Source organism: Arthrobacter sp. 2762, assembly GCF_040548745.1.
In the GTDB taxonomy this organism is placed as follows: Bacteria; Actinomycetota; Actinomycetes; order Actinomycetales; family Micrococcaceae; genus Arthrobacter.
This window is the reverse complement of record NZ_JBEPSI010000020.1, coordinates 1-19,830: the sequence shown is the minus strand read 5'-3', so window position 1 is coordinate 19,830 and position 19,830 is coordinate 1. Positions and strand designations below refer to the sequence as shown.

16 protein-coding genes are annotated in these 19,830 nt (G+C 62.8%); 7 read left to right on the top strand and 9 right to left on the bottom strand.

Annotation, left to right across the window (positions count from 1 at the left end; all coding sequences use genetic code 11):
• Window positions 1–114 precede the first annotated feature (114 nt).
• The 4 genes from ABIE18_RS21855 to ABIE18_RS21840 are packed head-to-tail and all read left to right on the top strand — an operon-like array spanning window position 115 to window position 4,465.
• Window positions 115–1,116 (top strand): ABC transporter permease, encoded by a 1,002-nt coding sequence (locus ABIE18_RS21855; protein WP_216926949.1) that lies wholly within the window; start codon window positions 115–117, stop codon window positions 1,114–1,116.
• Entirely contained in the window at window positions 1,113–2,168 is a 1,056-nt protein-coding gene (locus ABIE18_RS21850) for an ABC transporter ATP-binding protein (protein ID WP_499724612.1), read from the top strand. The genes ABIE18_RS21855 and ABIE18_RS21850 overlap by 4 nt, the downstream gene beginning before the upstream one ends.
• An 8-nt stretch (window positions 2,169–2,176) precedes the next feature.
• On the top strand, window positions 2,177–3,199 hold the full coding sequence (locus tag ABIE18_RS21845) for an ABC transporter ATP-binding protein (protein WP_499724611.1): 1,023 nt from the start codon (window positions 2,177–2,179) through the stop codon (window positions 3,197–3,199).
• Between the two features lie 36 nt (window positions 3,200–3,235).
• Window positions 3,236–4,465, top strand: a complete 1,230-nt coding sequence (locus ABIE18_RS21840) for an amidohydrolase family protein (protein WP_499724610.1) — start codon at window positions 3,236–3,238, stop codon at window positions 4,463–4,465.
• 85 nt (window positions 4,466–4,550) lie between these two features.
• Here the strand turns inward: ABIE18_RS21840 and ABIE18_RS21835 are convergent, their stop codons facing one another.
• The 7 genes from ABIE18_RS21835 to ABIE18_RS21805 all read right to left on the bottom strand — a co-directional run bounded on the left by ABIE18_RS21835 (window position 4,551) and on the right by ABIE18_RS21805 (window position 14,306).
• The gene (locus ABIE18_RS21835; protein WP_499724609.1) at window positions 4,551–5,063 is read right to left on the bottom strand and encodes a pyridoxamine 5'-phosphate oxidase family protein; all 513 of its coding nucleotides are present in this window, start codon (window positions 5,061–5,063) and stop codon (window positions 4,551–4,553) included.
• 35 nt (window positions 5,064–5,098) lie between these two features.
• Window positions 5,099–6,427, bottom strand: coding sequence for an MFS transporter (locus ABIE18_RS21830; protein ID WP_499724608.1), 1,329 nt, complete (start codon window positions 6,425–6,427; stop codon window positions 5,099–5,101).
• A 296-nt stretch (window positions 6,428–6,723) separates the two neighbouring features.
• Window positions 6,724–8,226, bottom strand: coding sequence for an FAD-binding oxidoreductase (locus ABIE18_RS21825; protein WP_499724607.1), 1,503 nt, complete (start codon window positions 8,224–8,226; stop codon window positions 6,724–6,726).
• Window positions 8,227–8,299: 73 nt separating this feature from the next.
• Window positions 8,300–10,255, bottom strand: coding sequence for a glycoside hydrolase family 13 protein (locus ABIE18_RS21820; RefSeq protein WP_499724606.1), 1,956 nt, complete (start codon window positions 10,253–10,255; stop codon window positions 8,300–8,302).
• Window positions 10,256–10,257: 2 nt separating this feature from the next.
• Window positions 10,258–11,196, bottom strand: a complete 939-nt coding sequence (locus tag ABIE18_RS21815; protein WP_499724605.1) for a sugar ABC transporter permease — start codon at window positions 11,194–11,196, stop codon at window positions 10,258–10,260.
• Window positions 11,196–12,854, bottom strand: a complete 1,659-nt coding sequence (locus tag ABIE18_RS21810) for an ABC transporter permease subunit (RefSeq protein WP_499724604.1) — start codon at window positions 12,852–12,854, stop codon at window positions 11,196–11,198. The genes ABIE18_RS21815 and ABIE18_RS21810 overlap by 1 nt, the downstream gene beginning before the upstream one ends.
• Before the next feature lie 153 nt (window positions 12,855–13,007).
• Complete coding sequence (locus tag ABIE18_RS21805) at window positions 13,008–14,306, bottom strand: sugar ABC transporter substrate-binding protein (RefSeq protein ID WP_499724603.1); 1,299 nt, start codon at window positions 14,304–14,306, stop codon at window positions 13,008–13,010.
• 207 nt (window positions 14,307–14,513) lie between these two features.
• Here ABIE18_RS21805 and ABIE18_RS21800 point away from each other — a divergent pair, with 207 nt between their 5' ends.
• Together ABIE18_RS21800 and ABIE18_RS21795 are read left to right on the top strand one after the other, a co-directional pair.
• A complete protein-coding gene (locus ABIE18_RS21800) occupies window positions 14,514–16,271 on the top strand; it encodes a glycoside hydrolase family 13 protein (RefSeq protein WP_499724602.1) in 1,758 nt (585 codons plus the stop codon).
• 20 nt (window positions 16,272–16,291) lie between these two features.
• The gene (locus ABIE18_RS21795) at window positions 16,292–17,332 is read left to right on the top strand and encodes a LacI family DNA-binding transcriptional regulator (RefSeq protein ID WP_499724601.1); all 1,041 of its coding nucleotides are present in this window, start codon (window positions 16,292–16,294) and stop codon (window positions 17,330–17,332) included.
• A gap of 8 nt (window positions 17,333–17,340) precedes the next feature.
• Here the strand turns inward: ABIE18_RS21795 and ABIE18_RS21790 are convergent, their stop codons facing one another.
• Both ABIE18_RS21790 and ABIE18_RS21785 read right to left on the bottom strand, forming a co-directional pair.
• A complete protein-coding gene (locus ABIE18_RS21790; protein WP_499724600.1) occupies window positions 17,341–17,784 on the bottom strand; it encodes a GNAT family N-acetyltransferase in 444 nt (147 codons plus the stop codon).
• A 73-nt stretch (window positions 17,785–17,857) separates the two neighbouring features.
• Window positions 17,858–18,352 (bottom strand): SRPBCC domain-containing protein, encoded by a 495-nt coding sequence (locus ABIE18_RS21785; RefSeq protein WP_499724599.1) that lies wholly within the window; start codon window positions 18,350–18,352, stop codon window positions 17,858–17,860.
• 253 nt (window positions 18,353–18,605) lie between these two features.
• Here ABIE18_RS21785 and ABIE18_RS21780 point away from each other — a divergent pair, with 253 nt between their 5' ends.
• Window positions 18,606–19,640 carry a patatin-like phospholipase family protein gene (locus tag ABIE18_RS21780; RefSeq protein WP_499724598.1) on the top strand — a complete coding sequence of 345 codons (1,035 nt, stop codon included), beginning with the start codon at window positions 18,606–18,608 and terminating at the stop codon, window positions 19,638–19,640.
• Window positions 19,641–19,830 lie beyond the last annotated feature (190 nt).

Sequence of the window (19,830 nt, the reverse complement as noted above, 5' to 3'; positions counted from 1 at the left end):
ATCGACCTCCCGATGGTGGGCGTCGAGCACTACCCGGGCTTCGAAAACTAAGCGGGCATAGTCCAGAAGGAGACGCGGGCCGCCTGCTACAGCAGGCGGCCCGCAACCACCACCATGATGACTTTCATTCTTCGCAGGACCGGATCGTTGGTCCTGCTGCTGGCCGCAGTCAGTTTCATCACTTTCACGCTCTTCCAGCTTGGCCCCTCGGACCCGGCGGCCGCCGCCTGCGGACAGGAATGCACTCCCGAACGCGTGGCCGAGGCCCGCGTTGCCTTGGGCATGGACCAGCCCTTCTTTGTCCAGTACATCGACTACATGCGTGGCCTTTTCTCGCCCCGGATGATTGGTGCACCAGGAGCCCAGACGCTCTGTGAATGGCCATGCTTGGGCAAGTCTTTCCAGACCAATGAGAGCGTGGCGGACATCATCGCCCGCTCGCTCCCCTACACGTTCTCCATGGCCATCGGGGCCCTCATCCTGTGGACCATCACCGGCGTCGGCCTGGGCCTTCTCGCAGCGCTGCGCAAGGGCTCGCCCGTGGACAAGTTCATCGTCGGCGCGGCCTCGGTGGGCGTATCGCTGCCCATCCCGGTTACGGGCCTGTTCCTGCTGCTCCTCTTCGTCAACCAGCTGCACCTTCTGCCGTTCACAACCAACGAGATCAATAGCCCCTTTGGTCCACAGGGGCCAGGCGCCTGGGTGGCGAACTACCTGCTGCCATGGATTGCGTTGGCCGTGCTCTTCAGTGCCTCCTACATCCGTGTCACCCGGACCAACATGATCGAGACATTCGGCGAGGACTTCATCCGCACTGCCCGCGCCAAGGGCCTGGCACCGCGGACCGTGACGTTCAAGCACGGCGTTCGCGCCGGGATCACACCTGTTGTCACCATGCTTGGCATGGACATCGGCTTGCTCCTGGGAGGTGCCGTCCTCACCGAGCAGATCTTCTCCGTCCCCGGCCTGGGCTTCACCGCCGTACACGCCGCCATCTCGGGTGACCTGCCCGTCACCATGGCCATCACCATGCTGGCCGCGTTCTTCGTCATCGTCGCCAATGTTGTGGTGGACCTCGCCTATGCCGCCATCGATCCCCGAGTGAGGCTCCAATGACCCACACACCACTCACCCAACCGCTCTCCCGGCCTGCGCCGGATCACGGAGCGAGTGCCTTCCTGGACGTCCGCAACCTCTCCGTGAAGTTCCCCACGGACGACGGCCTGGTCTCTGCCGTCAACGGGATGGACTTCACCCTGGAGCGGGGCCAGACCCTTGGCATCGTCGGCGAGTCCGGTTCAGGAAAGTCCGTCACCAGCCAAGCCCTCATGGGCCTCCTGAAGGGCACCTCCGCCCAAGTCACCGGACAGGCAATGTTCCAGGGCAAGGATCTGGTCACCCTCCCGGAATCTGCCATGCGCCAACTCCGCGGCCGTAACATCGGCATGATCTTCCAGGATCCGCTCTCGGCGCTGCATCCGTTCTACACTGTTGGGCACCAGATCGCGGAGGCATATCTCGTCCACAACAAGGCGAGCAAAAAGCAGGCCAGGACAGCCGCCGTCGACATGCTGGGAAGGGTGGGCATCCCCAGCCCCGAGCAGCGGTTCGACGAATACCCGCACCACTTCTCCGGCGGAATGCGCCAAAGGGCCATGATCGCCATGGCGCTGATCTGCGAACCGGAGCTGCTGATCGCGGATGAACCCACCACCGCGTTGGACGTAACCGTGCAGGCCCAGATCCTGGACCTCATGTCAGAGCTCCAGGAGGAAACCAACTCCGCGCTCATCCTCATCACGCACGACCTCGGCGTCGTGGCCGAGGTATGCGACGACGTCCTGGTGATGTACGGCGGCCAGTGCGTCGAATCGGGTCCCGTGGATGAGATCTTCTACGACACCCAGCACCCCTACACCTTGGGCCTGCTCAATTCGATGCCCACCCTGAACGGCTCCGCGAGCCGGCTGAACCCCATACCCGGCCAGCCGCCGTCGCTCCTTGACCTGCCCAAGGGCTGCATCTTCAGCGCGCGCTGCCAGTACGCCGAACTGGTCGGCGACGGGCTCTGCGCCAAGCAGCGGCCTGAGCTGACGGTCGACGACGGGCATGGCAAGCGCTGCCATCTGAGCGGGCCGCAGATCATCACCATCCGGAATTCGCGTTAGGACCCGCCATGGAACATCAGCCAATTCTCCAGGTGGAGAACCTTCAGAAGCACTTTCCGCTGAAGGGCGGCCTCCTGCCAGGGGCTCCCAAGCGGTCCGTCAAAGCGGTCGACGGCGTCTCCTTCAGTCTCGCTCGAGGCCAGACTTTGGGACTCGTGGGTGAGTCCGGTTGCGGCAAGTCGACCACCGGACGCATGCTGGCACGGCTCATGGATCCGACCGGCGGCCGGATCATGGTGGATGGCGTCGACATCAGCCAGCTCCGCGGGCGGGACCTTTACAACTTCCGGCGCAAGGTCCAGATGATCTTCCAGGACCCGTTCGCCTCGCTGAACCCGAGGCAGACAGTGGGTACGGCCATTGCAGCTCCCATGGTGGCGCAGAAGATCAATCCGCAGGGCGGGCTGAAGCACCGGGTCAAGGAGCTCCTTGACCAAGTGGGGCTCAAACCCGAGCACTACAACCGGTTCCCGCACGAGTTCTCCGGGGGGCAGCGGCAACGCGTGGGCATTGCCCGGGCCATATCCCTGAACCCGTCGGTGATCGTTTGCGACGAGCCCGTGTCCGCGTTGGATGTCTCCGTGCAAGCCCAAGTGGTGAACCTGTTGCAGCAGATCCAGCGTGACACCGGAGTGTCCTACATCTTCATCGCACACGACCTCTCCGTGGTCCGGCACATTTCCCATGAAGTCGCCGTGATGTACCTGGGCAAGATCGTGGAACAAGGACCCCGGGATGAGCTCTTCCGGAACCCTTTGCACCCGTATACCAAGGCCTTGCTCTCTGCAGTGCCCCTGCCGGATCCCCGCGCCGCCCGCGAGCAAGTGAAGATCCGTCTCCGGGGAGACCTCCCATCACCTGCCAATCCGCCCAGCGGTTGCGTCTTCCGGACCCGCTGCCCGCTGATCGGAACTCTTCCCGAGGAGCAGCGCCAGCGCTGCATCGACCAGATTCCCACGCCTGCCCAGCCCGCTGCGCCCGCCTGCCACCACACAGGTATGGCAACAACGGTCCTGGCAGGCGTGCAATAGATGCAGGCAATAGTTTCACTAGCAAAGGAGCAACCATTGAATACCCTGATCCGCGCCGTCCGCCCCTGGGGGCAAGCGCTCAGCGACGTCACTCTGGTCGCAGGCGAAGCAGGCGGCAAGATCACCGCCGTCGAACCGCATGACCCTGCCCGCGTCGTTCCCGAGGGTGTGATGGTCGTAGAAGGCCGCGGACGCTTACTGCTGCCGTCGTTCTCCGATGTCCATGTGCATCTGGATTCCACCCGGATCGGCCTGCCGTTCCGGGAGCACACCGGTGGTCCCGGGGTGTGGACCATGATGATGAACGACCGTCAAAACTGGCGTAACGCGGAGGTCCCGCTTCAGGACCGCGTCAACGACACCCTTGGCCGAATGATCGCCCGCGGTACTACGCGGGTTCGTTCTTATGCGCAGGTGGATGTGGACTGCCGGCTGGAGCGGTTCGAAGCCGTTGCTGGTGCCAAAGAGAAGTTTGCCGATCAGGCTTCCGTGGATATCATCGCGTTCCCGCAGGCCGGCCTGCTTCTTGAAGAGGGGACGGTGGAGCTCATGGAGGAGGCACTGAAGGCAGGTGCGAACGTCATGGGCGGGATTGATCCCTGCAGCTTGGACCGGGATCCGGCCAAGCACCTGGACATCGTGTTTGGTCTGGCTGAGAAGTACCAGGTGCCAATCGACATCCACCTCCACGAGCCCGGTGAACTGGGCGTCTTCAGCACCGACCTCGTCCTGGAGCGTACGCGGGCCCTCGGCATGCAGGGCAAAGTCACGATGTCCCACGCCTACCAACTGGGCAGCGTGAACGAGGCCACTACGCGCAGGCTCATTGATGCTTTCGCGGAACTTGACGTATCCATGGCTTCCGTTGCTCCCGCTGCCGCGGGCCAGCTGCCCATCCCGCTCCTCACCGAGGCCGGCGTGCGTTATGGATTGGGCGAGGACGGCCAGCGCGACTACTGGTCCCCCTATGGCAACACGGACATGCTGGACCGCACCTGGCAGCTCGCATTCACCCATGGCTTCCGCAAGGACGAGTTGATCGAGCATTGCCTGGCCATCGCCACTATTGGCGGGGCGAGCATCCTTGACCCCAGCGCTACCCGGCTGAAGGACACCGCCCACCGTCCCGGCGTCGACGTCGGAGATCCGGCCGAACTGCTGCTGGTGGACGGCGAGACTGTAGCTTCCACGGTGATGGACCGTGGCAAGGACCGTACCGTTATCCACGCCGGCAAGGTGGTGGCAGACCAGTTGGAACTGCTGTAGCTGCTACGAAACCCGCTCGAGTTCGCGCTCCTGGCCGTACAACGGTCTGAGTGACGGACAAGAGCGGGTTTCGGCGCGTTAAGCGTTACTCGCCCCTGGCAGTGGGCGCATCGTCCAGCGGCGTCCACCACGTCACAGGAGGCGTCACCTTGAAGCGACGCCCGGACACGTCCGATGGAACAATGCGGATGAACTGGTCCTTTTGCCCCGCTTCCCAAGGAAACAGGAGAAGGCCGATGGTATCCAGCACGTCCTGCGTCAGCTTCACGGCGGAGGCTTGCCCCTTGACCACCACGCTCCAGGCCACTCCGGTTTCCGCATCGACACCGTCAGCCTCTATCGCAACAGGAGCGTCACCAAGGGCTGCATGAAGCTTGGTGCCCTCACCCGTGCGGAAGACCATGGTCCCGTGGTCCACTTTGTAATTCACCGGAAAGATGTCCGGGTGATTGTCCACCCACACGGCAAGCCGGCCCACGGAAACTCCACGGAGGAGTTCCCAGCATTCGTTGGTCTCCAGGACTTCGGTGGCGGGAGTGTTGGAGGTGTTGTCGCCAGACGTTGAGTTGGTCATATCGCAGAGGATACGCCGGAGCATAGCCCGCCGACAGTGGCCGAACACCGTCTAACGGACTATTCACCCCAGCGTGCGAGAGTGAATAGTCCGTTGGGGGATGAATTTCGGCTCACGGGCTCAACGTTGACTACGGGGCCACGGATTGCCAGGAAGCCTGCCGCAGCCAGAATCACCGCTTCGGCCGCGAGCGCCCAGAACGTAACTTCCCAACCTCCGGTCCAGGTATGGAGGAGTCCGGCCACGAGTGGACCGAGCGAGGCAAGGGCGAACCCCAGCCCTTGGCTCATGGCCGAGAGCTTTCCCGCTGTCTGCGGACCGAACGAACGGATCACCACCAACGCCATGGCAAGGCCAAAGCCTGCACTCTGGACGACTCCCAGGATCCCCACCATGACGAACTGCAGACCAGCTGGCACCGTGAGGACTCCCAAAAGCGCGAGGGCCACGGCCAGTCCGAGGCCGGGTGCCATGATCCGCAGAATGGCAGGACGACCGGCCAGCACAGGAGCCAGCAGGCTTGCGGGGAGCCCGGCAAGGCTGAACCAGGCCAGCAACGCAGCAGCGTCGGCCGATGACAGCCCTTTGGAGACGAGGTAAACAGCCAGCCATGACGTGATCGCAAAGTAGAGCATGGCCTGCAATCCAAAGAACGCCGTCACAGCCCAGGCTGTGCGCTGCTTGCGCAGCGGCGTGACTTCCGCCGGGTTGACGGGCGCCGGTAAGACAGAGGACGACGGCGGGTCCTGCGTCAGCGACGAAACCGCCGCGGCCCCGGCTTCACGCGCGGAAGTCTCTGCCGCCGTCGACCGTCCTCCGGAGCGGTGGATGAGGCATGCTCCCACCAGCGCCGGGACGGCCCACACCGCCAGCGCCCAGGCGAGGCTCCCACCGAAGGCCTGGGCCAGGGGCTGGACCAGTCCTGCGCCCAGCGCGGCTCCGAGACCAAAGCCCATGGTGCAAAGTCCGGTCCACCAACCAGAGCCCTGGTTCGCCTTGACGATCTGGGGAACCAGTACGCTGGCCGTCATGATCGCCATGCCGGCAAGGAACGTGCCGGGCAGCAGGAGCGCGGGTACAAGGACCCTGACGATCAGCGCGGCAGCGAGTACCAACAGTGCAAGCGCCACGGCGGGCCCCGTTCCAAACCGCCGGGCAAGCCAAGGCCCGATCGGCCCGGAAACCCCGAAGGCCAGCACAGGCAACGTACCCAAAACGGGTAGCAGAACCGGATCCAGGTGAAACGTCCCCGGGACCTGGTTCATAACACCGGCAACGGTGGTGATGGCAGGCCGAAGATTGACGGAAACCAACACCAAACCCAGCAGCACCATCCCGGCCGCCCACCGCGAACCCCGCCCACCCAGCCCCAAACGCTTCTCGCGCACGTAATTCTCCTCATAGCAACTCTAGTATACCAAATAAGACTACGAGGACCGAGAAGGAAAGTAAACAGGCAGAAAAAGTAGAACCAAACGCGACCGCCCTGGCCACATGGAATACCATCTTGTAGCTAACGGAGATTCCCGCAAGAGTGCTGCAAGCTAGACGAAGCAACCGTGCGGCCTGCGGGGACGACCCGAGAGAGGGCCGCAGGGCCGAAACGCGGCAGCGCGCGTCTAAGGGAGGAACGACCGAGCGCGCAGAGCGTTTCGGCCCTGCGGCCCGTCCCAGCCCAGCACCCCTAGATCGCCTTCCCAGGATTCAGAATCCCCGCAGGATCGAACAACTCCTTGATCCGCCGCTGCAACTCCCGCACGGGCTCAGGTTGCTCCAGTCCCAGCCACCGGAGCTTGTACTGCCCCACGCCGTGCTCGCCGGTAATCGTGCCACCCATTTCGAGGCCGACCCGGATCGATTCATCCAGGGCAGCGTTGAGGCGTACCAGGGCGTCGGCGTCCGTGGCGGGGTCTAGCCGGTCCATCCAGAAGGTGGGGTGGAGGTTTCCGTCTCCGGCGTGGGCAACCACTTTGAGGCGGACTTGGAAGCGGTCAGCCATGGCTTCGAGTTCGGCCACGAAGTCCACCAGCCGGGAGCGTGGAACAGCGATGTCCTCTCCTACCCTGAATTCGTCGTCCATTTCCACGCCGCGGCTGTTGCGGCGTAGTTCGACGAGCATTTCGGCTTCTTCGCTGGCTTCGGTGGTGACGGTGGCGCCGCCTTCGGCGAGTACTTGACGGACGACGTCGGCCTCGGCGGCTGCTCCAAATCCGTCGGTTTGGATCAACAGCAGGGATTTGCCGCGGGTTTGCAGGTCTGAGCCGTTCATCTCATCGAGCTGTATGAGGGTTCCGTTGTCCAGGAGCTCCATGATGGCTGGCTGGACCCGGGCTTTGCCTACTGCCAGGACGCCTGCGGCGGCGCTGCGGAAGTCCTGGTAGAACGCGGCGATGGTGTGGACTTCGCGTGGAAGGTACTTCAGGCGGACCGTCACGCCCACGACGATTCCGAGTGTTCCTTCGGAGCCCACCAGCAGCGCCGTGAGGTCGTATCCGGCAACGCCTTTGAAGGTCTGGTGCCCAGTGTGGAGCAGTGAACCGTCGGCCAGCACAACGTCCAGCGCAAGCACGGAATCCCGTGTCACACCGTACTTTGCACAGCGCAGTCCACCTGCGTTTGTGGCTACGTTGCCACCGATGGTGGACATCTTGTAGCTGGCTGGATCGGGCGCATACATGAGCCCGTGTTCGGCGGCTGCGGCATTCAGTTCGGCGTTGATGACGCCAGGTTCGACGACGGCGGTCTCGTCATCGGGGTTGAGGTCCAGGATGCGGTTCATTCGTTCCAGGCTGAGCACGATGCAGCCTTGGGTGGCGTGCGCGCCTCCCGAGACACCCGTTCCGGCACCACGCGCGACGATTGGCACCTGGTAGGCAGCACAACTACGAACGATGTTTTGGACGTCTTCCACGGATTCGGCCCAGACGACGGCGAGCGGTAAATGCCGTTCCAGCAATGGCCCTTGATCTACGGAATAGACAGTGCGGGTGGCTTCATCTTCGGCGATCTGTCCGGGCCGCAGTCCGTCGGTCAGGCTCTGCAAAAACGCGTTCTGCGTTTCACTGTGGCTCGCGTCCATTTGTTGGTCAGCTTCCTGGCGGCCTTGTTGGTCAGCTTCCTGGCGGCCGACTGTGCGGCCTTTGATGCTTTCCTCTGTTGTTCCGGCCATAGCCGTTTCGTCCGACAAGGTGGTCCCTTCACACATGAGCTCCGCGGACACGCCAAATCGGCAGTCTTCGCAGAGTTTCAGTGCTCCCAGTCTAGTCAGCGCCGCCCACCACCGTGGGAACGCAGGTTCCGGGCAGGGCCCAGATGCCAGCTGAAATTCCGTCGGCGCACAGCAGTACGTCGCCGTCACTCCCCCGGCTCGTCGAGATGTTCCCAAAGCTGTGCAGTGGCGCTGTGGAGAGCGATTCGAGGTGCAGCGTGGAAAGGACTGCGTAATCCACTGAGACCCGGGCAGAGTCGCGGGCTGCCATGATCAGGACTGCGGAATCAGCGGTCTCACGCACGAATACCAGGGCGTCCCCTTCGGCGTGGATCCAGCGGACCCCGCCTTCGGTTAGGGCGGGCAGCTCACTTCTGAGCCGCCCCAGCGCTGAGTAGAAGGAATGCAGATCCTTGACAGGGTGGCGGCGGGATTTTCCCTCCGGCCAGCCCCACGGCATGGGCGTCCTGGAGTCCTCGCCATTGAACCCTTCAAGGCCGAACTCGTCTCCCGCGAACAAGACAGGAACGCCCGGAAGGGTGAAGGTGAGCACAGCGCCAACCTCTTGGCCGCCGTCGATCATTACCGTCGCTGCACGTGCGGTGTCATGCGTGTTGAGCGCATTCATGGTGTTATTTCGCACATCCCAGCTAAATCCGGCCGCGAGGTCCTGATGCGTGGCCAGGAAGTCTTCGGCCTCGATCTTGTTGGGCCCAGCCTGGGGCGAGCCGAAAAAGTTTACATGCGGCGCATCCCCCGCAAGCCAGGACCACAGGGGTCGGGTGAGGTTGGAGTAGGTCATGGCACCGTGCCAGTGCTCACCCGTGAAGTCCGGCGCGGCATCGGACGTGGACTCGGCCAGCAAAGCTGCATCCGGGTTGATCTCACGGACCCGCCCGGCGATGAGCCGCGCAACCTCGTGATTCAGGTCCACGGAGCCAAGGCGTCCAGTCATATTGCCGACGTCGATCCTCCAGCCGTCCAGGTTGAAGGGCGGCTTGAGCCAGCGGGCAACCACTGAATCGTCGTCCGTCACGAAACGCCGCCGGAGGGCGTCCGAAGACCAGTTAAGCTTCGGCAGCGACGGCACACCCCACCACGACTGATACGTCGAATGGTCCTCGCTGAAGTAGTAGTAGCCCGCTTCCTCTGAGCCGGGATCGGCGAGCGCCTTCACGAACCAGTCGTGTGCGTCGCCAGTGTGATTGGCGGTGAGGTCGCCCATGACACGAATGCCCCGGGAATGCGCCGCCTCCACCAGCTCCACCAGCGCTTGGTTCCCGCCAAGGAGGGGGTCCACGGAGTCGAACGTGGAGGCATCGTAGCGGTGGTTGGAACGAGCCGGGAAGAACGGCGTCAGGTAGAGAACATCGATGCCCAGTTCCTGGAGATGGTCCAGCTTCCCCGTGATTCCAGGCAGGTCACCACCGTAGAACTGGATGGGCGTTTCCCGCCCGGTAGCCACCACTGGCTCGTCCCACGAGCTGCCCACAGCCCAGTCCGGGAGGGGGTGCGCATCGGCGTGGGCGGAGCGGGCGAAGCGGTCCGGAAACACCTGGTACATGGTGGCCTCATGCAGCCACTGCGGTGCCCGGGCAAAGGTGGTGAGGCGGAAGTCCGCTGAATCAGCAACGTCCCTGTTGAAAAGCCCTTGGGCGTTGAGGTTCCAGTAGTGCCGCCCACTTGCGCTGCTGGTGGGAGTACCGGACGTGGTTCCCCCACGGCTGTTTGCCTCGATTTCCAGCAGGAAGCGGTATTTGGCCACAGGATTGGCCACGAGCATCGCCGCTTCCCACCACTCCCAGCCATCGATGCTGCCGAGCCGGATCGCGGAGTCGTACCGCGGCTCGCCGTCCTGCACGGAACGGACCCAAACGCGGGACGCCGGACCCCACCTCTGCGGAACCCTCAGACGGAGCCGAACAGCATCGCCCAGGGAAATCCGTCCGGGAGCAGGATCCGAAACATAAAGAGCGGATCCGTCGTGATGTGGAACGGCAAGTGACATCGTCATCCTTTCACTGAGCCGGCCGTAAGGCCGCTGACGATGTACTTCTGCAGGAAGAGGAACAGCGCCATGACCGGAACAGCAGCGATGACGGCGCCCGCGGCGAAGACGCCCCAATTCTCGGAACGCTGCTGAGCCACATAGGAATAGAGCCCGACGGCGAGTGTCTGGCTGTCAGGATCAGTAAGGACAACGCTCGCGATCACGAATTCACTTGAGATACCGATGAATGCCAGCAGCCCTACAACCGCCAGGATGGGAGTGACCAGGCGAAGGATGATGCCGAAGAAGATCTGGACGTGGCTGGCACCATCGATCTTTGCAGCTTCGTCCAGGGACTGCGGGACAGTGTTGAAGAAGCCGTACATGAGGTACGTATTCACGCCCAGCGCCCCGCCGAGGTACACCATGATGAGCCCCAGCTGGCTGCCAAGACCCAGGGCCGGGATCACCTGCGAGATTCCGCTGAGGAGGAGGAAGATCGCGACGACGGCCAGCAGTTGCGGGAACATCTGCAGCAGGAGCAGGGTCAACAGTCCCACCCGCCGGCCCTTGAAGCGCATGCGGGAGAACGCGTACGCGGCCATCGCCCCCAGGAAGACTGTGGCGGCGGAGGTCACCAGGCCCACCACCAGGGTATTGAGGAACCAGCGGCCGAAGGGACGGCTCGGATCATTGAAGAGCGCAGTGAAATTGCCTGTATCGAACCTGGAGAACAGCCCGTTGGAGCCTACCAAGGTGCCGTTGGAGTCCAGTGCTGCCGACAAAACATAGAGCAGCGGGAACACTGCGAAGATGGTGGTGACTATGCCGACGGCGTGCCGCCAGCCTTTGTCTTTGAACCAAACCCCGAAAGGACGCCGCTTTGGCACCAACGGTGTGGGACCGCCGTCGTGCGCCTGTTCGATGGTGGGGAGGGTGCGTACCTGTGCCTCGCTCATTAGTTCACGTCCTCGAGTGCTTTGGTCTGCTTGAAGCTGATGGCCGAAATCGTGGCCACGATGATGAAGATGATGATGGCGAGCGCGCTGGCCAGTCCGTAGTCGCGCCCTGTGCCTTGGCCGAACGCCACCTTGTAGACCAGCGTGATCAGGATGTCCGTGGCTCCGATATCGCGGTCGGTGTCTGCGAAGCGCGGCCCGCCACCGGTCAACATGTAGATGACGTTGAAGTTATTGAAGTTGAACGCAAAGGAGGAGATCAGCAGGGGTGCCACGGAGACCAGCAGCAGCGGCAGTTTGATGGAGCGGAACACTCGCCATGGGGACGCTCCGTCCATGCGCGCAGCCTCATCAATTTCTGATGGCAAGGATTGGAGCGCCCCGGTGCAAACGAGGAACATGTAGGGGAATCCGAGCCACACATTGACCACCAGCACACTGACCTTGGCCAGGACAGGGTCCGTGAGCCAGCCAATGTTCGCCCCGCCCAGCAGGGTCTGGTTGAGCCAGCCGAACTCGGGGTTGAGGATGCCGGACCACACCAAACCGGACAGGAATGCCGGGAAAGCGTAGGGCAAAATCATCAGGATCCGGTAAACCTTTTTGCCGCGGAGGTCCTCGCGGTTGAAGGTGATGGCCAGGAAAAGCCCCATGGCAAACGTCAAGCCCACGGACGCTACGGAGAAGGTGAACGTCCAAAGGATCACGCCCAGCAGCGGACCGCGGAGGCTCGGATCGGTGAAGGCCCGGGCGAAGTTCTCCATGCCAACGTCGATCTTCCAGCCGGTGGCCAACGTCTCTCCGTTGGCGTCCGCGAAGGCGCCCTTGCCATTGTCGCGGTAGGCCTTGCCGGTCTCACTGTCAGTGAAGGTATCGGAGGCGGCGTCGTAGCTCAGCGCTGGCTTGAACTGGTACGCGGTGCTGCCATCCGCGGTGCGCAGGGTCCCATCAGCGGGGTCCTCTGAAACGGGAACGGTAATCTTCAGGATTTCCTGCTGGTTGGCCACGATCTCCTGGAACTTCAGTGTTTCGTAGCCAGGAAGGGAGTTGGCCTTCCCGGTGGAATCCTTTCCCGCCCCGGAGACCTCAGTGAGTGGCTCCTCGGTGCTGCCTATCTGAGCTTTGCCGGACGGGTCCGTAAACAACAGGTAGAACGTATCGCCCTTGGTCAGCACGGCTGCCTTGTATGCAGGTGAATCCGGGACGCGCTTCTGGGCGGTCAGTTGGATGGCTGCGATGGCGTCTTCCTTGGTGCTGTTATGTCCGTCGCCATAGTTGGTGAAGGCGATGTAACCGCTGAAGAACACCACAAGGACCTGGAACACCAGCAGGAACAACACACCGGGAGCCAGATACTTAGCCGGCAGCCCGCCCTTGCGCAAATAGATCCAGTTAATGGCCAGGACCACCAGTGAGGACACAGCCAGCGCGGCCCACGATTGGCTCAGGAACAGCATCATCAACACGTAGACGGCAAAGGCATCCACCAGGCCCAACAGGACGATCTTGAGGATGGTGCCCTTGACGGAGTCGGGGCCCCGGCGGCCGTTCCGTACATTCCGGTGGGCAGCGTTCTGGTGGGCAGCAGCGCGAGGTGGCTGCACCGGCGTCGTACTGGTTGTCCTGGCTGGCAGTTCGTGGACATCTGGCTTTGGCATTTTGGATCCTTGGAGTAAAGCAGGTTGCGGCTGGCACGGGCCGGACGGTTTGGCTCCCGGGCCTGACGGGGCCCCGGTCTGACGGCAGGCCCGGGGCCGGACGGCGGGCACCGTCCGGCTCCGGGCAAACCGGTGGAATCACCGGTTGCGGCGTCAGCCGCCGATCTTGGACTTGATGCTCGCGGCCATCTTGGTCCACGCTTCAGCGGGATCGCCCTGGCCCTTGATGATGGCCAGTTCCGTGGCGCCCCAGTCAGCCCAGACGGCGCTCATTTCGGGGATGGCCGGCATGGGCACGCCTGTGGCGCCGATCTTGCCGAAGGCCTCCACTACGGGATCGCTGGCTGCCTTCTCAAAGGATGCCTTGAGTGCCGGCGGGCGCCCGCCCGCCGTGTACATGGAGTCCTGGGCGGACTCGGAGGTGAGGTAGTTGGTGACGAACTCATTGGTGGCCAGGGCGTTGGCGCTCTTGGCGCTGATGAAGAAGCCGTTGACGCCGATGAAGGGCTGGGCAGCTTCGCCACCGGCCGTGGGCAGCTCATCAACTGCGAACTTGATGCCCTTCTTCTGAACGTCCGGCACGTTCCATGGGCCCGTCAGGAAGTACGGGGATTCTCCGGCAAGGAACTTCTCCTTGGCGATGTCGCCCGTGATGTTGGAGTTGATGATTTTCTCGCCGGCGTCGCCCCAGGCGGCCAGCTTCTTGGCGAATTCGACGCCGGCAGCGTCACCGATGAGCAGCTGCTTGGGATCGTAACCGCCGTCGGCGTTCTTACCGAAAACCTGCGAACCCATGGAGGACTGCAGTGGGTACAGGTGGTACGGATCGCCCTGCTTGGGATCCATGCCCACCAGGAACGGGAACGTGGCTTTGCCCTCTGCAACGGCCTTCTTACCGTTGGCCACTACCTCATCCAGGGTGCTCGCCTTGCTGTCCACGATGCTGGTGTTGCGCAGGAGGGCAATGTTTTCAATGGCGTACGGGACGCCGTAGACGGCTCCGATGTAGGTCATGGCCTTGATCGAGGAATCCTGGAACTGGCTGGCTTTGTCGCCCAGTTCCACCGGTGCGATCACACCGTTTTGAACAAACTTTCCAATCCAGTCGTGCGGTCCAACAATCAGATCGGGGCCTTGGCCGGTAGGGACCTGGGTGATGAAGTCATCGCGGACGGCAGCGAAGTCCTTCACTACGAGCTTGACTTCGATGCCGGTGTCCGACTTGAACTTTTCGGTGATGTCCTTCAACGCCGGCGATCGTTCGGCGTCTACCCACATGATGATGGTGCCGGCGCCGGCTGCCTTGAGGTCCTGCTTTGCGGCTTCCGAGCTGGGAGCGGTGGAGGCACTGCCGCCACAGGCGCTCAGGGCCAGGGCGGCGACCACGGAGATCGCGCCGGTAGCGAAAACGCGGCGGGTGGTCTGAGTCGCGAGGGTGTTGTGCACCTTCATTGGTGTCCCTTTCCTTATGTGCTTCGACGGCGGGGGCTCGAGGCCCAGCGGCAGCGTCGGTGATGCGGCTCACAACTGCAAGCGCTTCCACAGAGTACATGTCTAAATGCGAGTTGGTAAACCCTGACACTCCGTAGTCTTGTCATGGAAGGGTCATTTTGACTGAAAGCGTTTCCAATTGGATGCGTGGTCTTCTACGATGTGTTCATGTCTGTTGATTCATTGCTCCCAGTTGAGGCGTCCGCGCCCTCTGCAGCTTTCGCTACATTGACGCCCATCCACGAGGCCTCCGCGGCCCACGGATGGTGGCGCTCCGCAGTCATTTACCAGATCTATCCGCGGTCCTTCCGGGACCTTAACGGCGATGGAATCGGCGACCTCGCGGGTATCACCCACGAACTCGCCCAACTCGCCGAACTGGGCGTGGATGCCGTTTGGCTCTCGCCGTTCTACCGCTCACCGCAGCGGGACGCAGGTTATGACGTCAGCGACTATTGCGATGTCGATCCGCTGTTCGGAAGCCTCGCGGACTTCGACGCCCTGATCTACGAAGCCAACCGCCTGCACCTGCGGGTCATTGCAGATCTTGTTCCCAACCACTGCTCGGACCAACACGCCGCCTTCCAAGCCGCCCTCGCGGCTCCGGCCAACAGCCGCGAGCGGGACATGTTCATCTTCCGGGACGGCCAAGGACCTGACGGAAACGAACCTCCCAACAACTGGCAGTCCCATTTTGGTGGCCCCGCCTGGACCCGAATCGTGGAACCAAATGGCCAGCCCGGACAGTGGTACCTGCACCTCTTTGATTCCTCGCAGCCGGATTTCAACTGGGACAACGATGCCGTGCACGCCGAGTTCGAGCGGGTCCTCCGCTTCTGGCTGGATCGCGGAATTTCCGGTTTCCGGGTTGACGTTGCCCACGCGCTGGTCAAGGCAGCAGGCCTGCCAAACTGGGGTGGACGCCCGGATGGCAACAGCTCAGACGGCTTCCCCGGCCATGAGGCCCCCATGTTCGGCCAGCCCGCCCTGCACGATATCTACCGCCGCTGGCGCTCCATCCTGGAGGAATATGGCCCCGACAGGATCCTCTGCGCCGAAGCCAACGTCGATCCCCTTCCCCGGCTGGCACAGTGGGTCCGGCCCGACGAGATGCACCAGGCCTTCAATTTCCCGTACCTGCACGCCGGCCTGGACGTGAACCGCCTGCGCCACATCATCACCGACTCGCTGGTCTCCCTGGACGCTGTCGGCGCACCGAGCACGTGGGTGCTGTCCAACCACGACGTCGTCCGGCACGCTACCCGATTCGGTTACGAGGGACCCGGTCCCCGCGACGGCGACGGTATCGGTGCGGACGACGTACAGCCCAATGAAGAACTCGGACGACGGCGGGCTGCCGCGGCCACCATGTTCATGCTTGGCCTCCCCGGTGGTGCCTATCTGTACCAAGGGGAAGAGCTTGGGCTGCCTGACTCCACAGACATTCCCGGGAGCATGCGTCAGGACCCCACCTTCGCCCGGACCGGCGGAGAAAGGATAGGCCGTGACGGCTGCCGAGTGCCGTTGCCATGGCGGTCTTCGGAGTTGCATGCCGGTTTCGGCGATGGCCAGGATCCTTGGCTGCCGCAACCAGATTCCTGGGCGGCATTGGCGAGGGACAAGCAGCAGGAGGATCCGGCGTCGCACCTTAATCTTTACCGGGAAATGCTTGCCCAACGCGCTGAACGTCGGTTGGGCCAGGGCTCCCTGGCGTGGGTGGAAGACTACTGCACCGACTCCTCGCTCGCCTACCTCAACGGCGACACCCTGGTGATCATGAACGTGGGTAACCAGCCCCTGCCGCTTCCCGAGGGCAAGGTAATCCTTCGCAGTTCGGCGGCAGGCAGCACCCATCCCATGGGCTCCGATCTGCAGGGCACCGATCTACTAAGCTCAGGGGAGAGCATCTGGCTCACAACCAGCTAACTTTCCCACCGAGGAGCAGCATGACCGGCATCAAGGACGTAGCCGAGCGATCGGGACTCTCCGTTGCCACGGTTTCACGCGCGCTCAGTGGCAAAGGCAACGTCTCCCCCGCCAGTCGGGAACGGGCGCGTGCAGCTGCAGCTGAGCTTGGCTTCGTGCTCTCCTATCACGCCTCGAGCCTGGCCTCCGGCCGTACCCACAACGTTGGCCTGGTGGTGCCCTCCGTCCACCGCTGGTTCTATTCAGCGGTGATCGAGGGTGCCTCCGCTGCGCTCCTGAGTGCGGGATACGACCTCACCCTCTACAACATCGGGGAAGACCCACAACACCGGCACAGCGTGTTCAACGATTTCCTGCTGCGCAAGCGCGTGGACGCGGTCATCGCGGTCTCCTTGGAGCTCAGTGAAGATGAGATGCAGCAGCTTCTCGCCGTGCACAGGCCGATCGTTGGAATCGGCGGCCCCCTTCCGGGAGCCTCCACCATCCGGATCGATGATTCCGCGATCGCACAGCAAGCCACAAACCACCTCATCGGCCTGGGTCACACCAAGATCGCCCACATGACCGGCGAAGAAGCATACGAACAGGACTTCCAGCTTCCCGGGACGCGGCGCGGTGGTTTCGAGAAAGCAATGAACGACGCCGACTGCCAGGTTCGGCCCGAATGGATCGTTTCCGCTGACTTCACCATCGAAGGCGCTTACGCCGCAGCCCGGCAACTGCTGGGGGGCGCACCAGAGCGACCAACGGCGGTGTTTGCCGCATCAGACGAGATGGCCATCGGCACCATCCTGGCTGCGCGTGACTTCGGCCTGCGGATTCCAGAGGACCTCTCGGTCATCGGTATCGACGGGCACGACCTCGGGAAGGTCATGGGCCTCACCACCATCGACCAGGACGCGAAGGGACAAGGAGCACTGGCCGTGCGCACCCTGCTGGGCGCCATCAACAATGGCCTGGTCCTTGAACCTGCCGATACTGAACACCCCACCAAGCTCGTGGTTCGTTCGAGCACGGCTGTGCCCAGGAACGACGCCGCCCAGGCCGGGGCTGCTCGTTAAGCAAACGGCTACTGCTTCAGGATCTTTTCCATGACCAGTTCCTGCTTGGATGTGTCCTGGGGATATGGCCGGCTGTCCCCTGTCGTGTTGAAACCGTGCCGCCGGTAGAAAGCCAACGCCCTCGAATTGTCCTCGTGGACGCCCAACTCCAGGAGCTTGGCACCCAAGTCCATCCGGGCAGCCTCGCACGCCTGGTGGAGGAGTTCATCCGCCAACCCCAAACCACGATGTTCGGGGGCAACGTAGACACTTATCAGCATGGCTTGAAGAGGCTTCTGCGGGTCTTGAGGATGCTTCAGGACAACCCTCATCAGCCCACAGAACGGGCTTCCTTCCACGCCACCGTCAGCCACCAACGTCACGCTGGAATCGCCGGCCATAGCGGCAGTCCGTTCCTGCCATTGCGCATCCGTTTGCCGCCGCGCCGCCTCCAGGCTTTCGACATAAGCCATGGGCGTATCCGCTAGCATTTCCAGCCGGACTTTCCTCAGGAGACACCAATCTTCAGCACGAAGTCGCCCGACCCTAGGCAACGGTCCCGCCCATGAACCGTACATAGCGTTCCAGGACGCGAGGCCAACCTTCCGCATACGATGCCCGGCTGGCAGCAGGATCCTCTGCACCTTCCCAACCGTCGTGAACCAACCGCACCTCGGTGCCACCCTCCACTGCCCGGAACGAGATCCTCAATTCCGTGGACCAGAGGGGCGTGCTCGCCGGATACCAGCTTGCATGGAAGGACAACGGCGGCTGCCAGTCATCGATGGTTCCCCACACCGAAGTGCGTCCGTCCTCGGCCGTCTCCAGGATCAGGTTCTCCTCGAACTCCACGTGCGATCCCGCACCGAACACACTCTCCTCTTCGAGGGGCCACCACAAATGAGGATGGTCCGTAAACCCCAAAAAGGCATGTGAAACGCTGGTGGGCACCACCACTGTCAGCACCAGGGGTTCAAGTTCATTGGTGTCCTGTGACGATGCCGCGGGCTCCGGCTCGGGATGACTGAAAATACTGTCCATGACCACCAACTGTACCGGTGCGGAAATGCGCATTTCCCCCGGCAACCATGTCCAGCCCGAGGTGCTGGAGGATGGCTTGGTTGCGCAGCCCGTTGGCGCGGTGTTAGAGTCCCGTTGATCGTGATCTATCAACAGGAGGTGAGACCCATGAACGCAGTATCCGCAATGGGTGCTCCCCCGCAGTACACGATCTCGCGACTGATCTAGTCGCCAGCGGGAGCGCCACAGAGGCAATTCGCGAAAGGCGACTCCCATGAACACAACACCTTTTTCAACCCTGCCCGTCACGCCGACGACCACTTCCGCGCAGCCACGGTCCTCCCAGGATCAGCCGCAAGAAAATCCCGCCACGATTCCTGGGCATCTAACCGGACGGGCGCTGGTGCTTGGTGGCGGTGGATCAACAGGCAATGCCTGGCTGATCGGCGTCATCGCCGGAATGTTCGATGCCGGCATGGATGTGACCACCGCCGACTTAACGGTCGGCACATCGGCCGGCTCCACGGCGGCGGCACAGATAGCTGGCGCGAGTGCTTCAGAACTATATGCAGCTACCCTTGCCGCACCACCCCAGCCGGAACGACAGCGGCCGCGGCAAGCCACTCAGACCGAGCCCAGTCCGACGCAGTCCAACCCAGCACAAGCCGGTCCAGCGCGGCAAGTGGTGGACCATTTGGAAAGAACACAAAAAATCATTGAGGCCTCTGCGGATCCTGCCGATATGCGTCGCCAGATGGGCGCTGCAGCGCTCAAGTTGCCTGCTACCGCGGACGAATCAAGGCAAACACAGTGGCGTGAAACGGTCGCCTCCCGGCTGCCAAGTTTGCAGTGGCCGCAACGAACAGTACTCATCACAGCGGTGGATGCACGGACCGGTCAGCCCGTCGTCTTTGACCGTCACAGCGGGGTCGAGCTGGTGGATGCTGTAGCCGCCAGTTGCGCCAGTGGGTTTGCCTACAGCATCGGTGACGGCCGATACATTGACGGCGGTTATCGATCCAACGCCGAGAATGCAGACCTGGCAACCGGATACGCACGCGTCCTGGTGTTGTCACCATTTGGGGGCAGAACACGCACACCGCTGGGGTGGGGCCTGCACCTCGCAACACAGGTCGACGAATTACGTGCCGACGGCAGCAAGGTAGAAACGGTCTTCCCGGACAGCAGCTCCGAGCACATGTTCGGCGCCAACGCGATGGATGCCTCCATGCGTCCGGCGGCTGCCCAGGCCGGTTACGAGCAAGGCCAGGCCCTTGCGCAGCAACTCACTGGGTTCTGGAACGGCTAAACACGCGTTAAATGGGGGAAGCCCCGGCCGTGGTGGTCGGGGCTTGGTTGGTTCTAGCGTCTTTGATTGTCTCGTTAATGTGGGAGACCCCCCGACCCTTGGTGGGTTGGGGGGTCTCGACCTAATGTGTGTCCGGCGGTGTCCTACTCTCCCACACCCTCCCGGGTGCAGTACCATCGGCGCTGTGGGT

Bases quoted from the DNA above. Each gene is read 5' to 3' on its own strand.
- ABIE18_RS21785 (WP_499724599.1), bottom strand. From the start codon at position 18,352: ATGGACAGTATTTTCAGTCATCCCGAGCCGGAGCCCGCGGCATCGTCA.
- ABIE18_RS21855 (WP_216926949.1), top strand. From the start codon at position 115: ATGATGACTTTCATTCTTCGCAGGACCGGATCGTTGGTCCTGCTGCTG.
- ABIE18_RS21800 (WP_499724602.1), top strand. From the start codon at position 14,514: ATGTCTGTTGATTCATTGCTCCCAGTTGAGGCGTCCGCGCCCTCTGCA.
- ABIE18_RS21805 (WP_499724603.1), bottom strand. From the start codon at position 14,306: ATGAAGGTGCACAACACCCTCGCGACTCAGACCACCCGCCGCGTTTTC.
- ABIE18_RS21810 (WP_499724604.1), bottom strand. From the start codon at position 12,854: ATGCCAAAGCCAGATGTCCACGAACTGCCAGCCAGGACAACCAGTACG.
- ABIE18_RS21820 (WP_499724606.1), bottom strand. From the start codon at position 10,255: ATGTCACTTGCCGTTCCACATCACGACGGATCCGCTCTTTATGTTTCG.
- ABIE18_RS21780 (WP_499724598.1), top strand. From the start codon at position 18,606: ATGAACACAACACCTTTTTCAACCCTGCCCGTCACGCCGACGACCACT.
- ABIE18_RS21845 (WP_499724611.1), top strand. From the start codon at position 2,177: ATGGAACATCAGCCAATTCTCCAGGTGGAGAACCTTCAGAAGCACTTT.
- ABIE18_RS21835 (WP_499724609.1), bottom strand. From the start codon at position 5,063: ATGCTCCGGCGTATCCTCTGCGATATGACCAACTCAACGTCTGGCGAC.
- ABIE18_RS21815 (WP_499724605.1), bottom strand. From the start codon at position 11,196: ATGAGCGAGGCACAGGTACGCACCCTCCCCACCATCGAACAGGCGCAC.
- ABIE18_RS21850 (WP_499724612.1), top strand. From the start codon at position 1,113: ATGACCCACACACCACTCACCCAACCGCTCTCCCGGCCTGCGCCGGAT.
- ABIE18_RS21790 (WP_499724600.1), bottom strand. From the start codon at position 17,784: ATGGCTTATGTCGAAAGCCTGGAGGCGGCGCGGCGGCAAACGGATGCG.
- ABIE18_RS21795 (WP_499724601.1), top strand. From the start codon at position 16,292: ATGACCGGCATCAAGGACGTAGCCGAGCGATCGGGACTCTCCGTTGCC.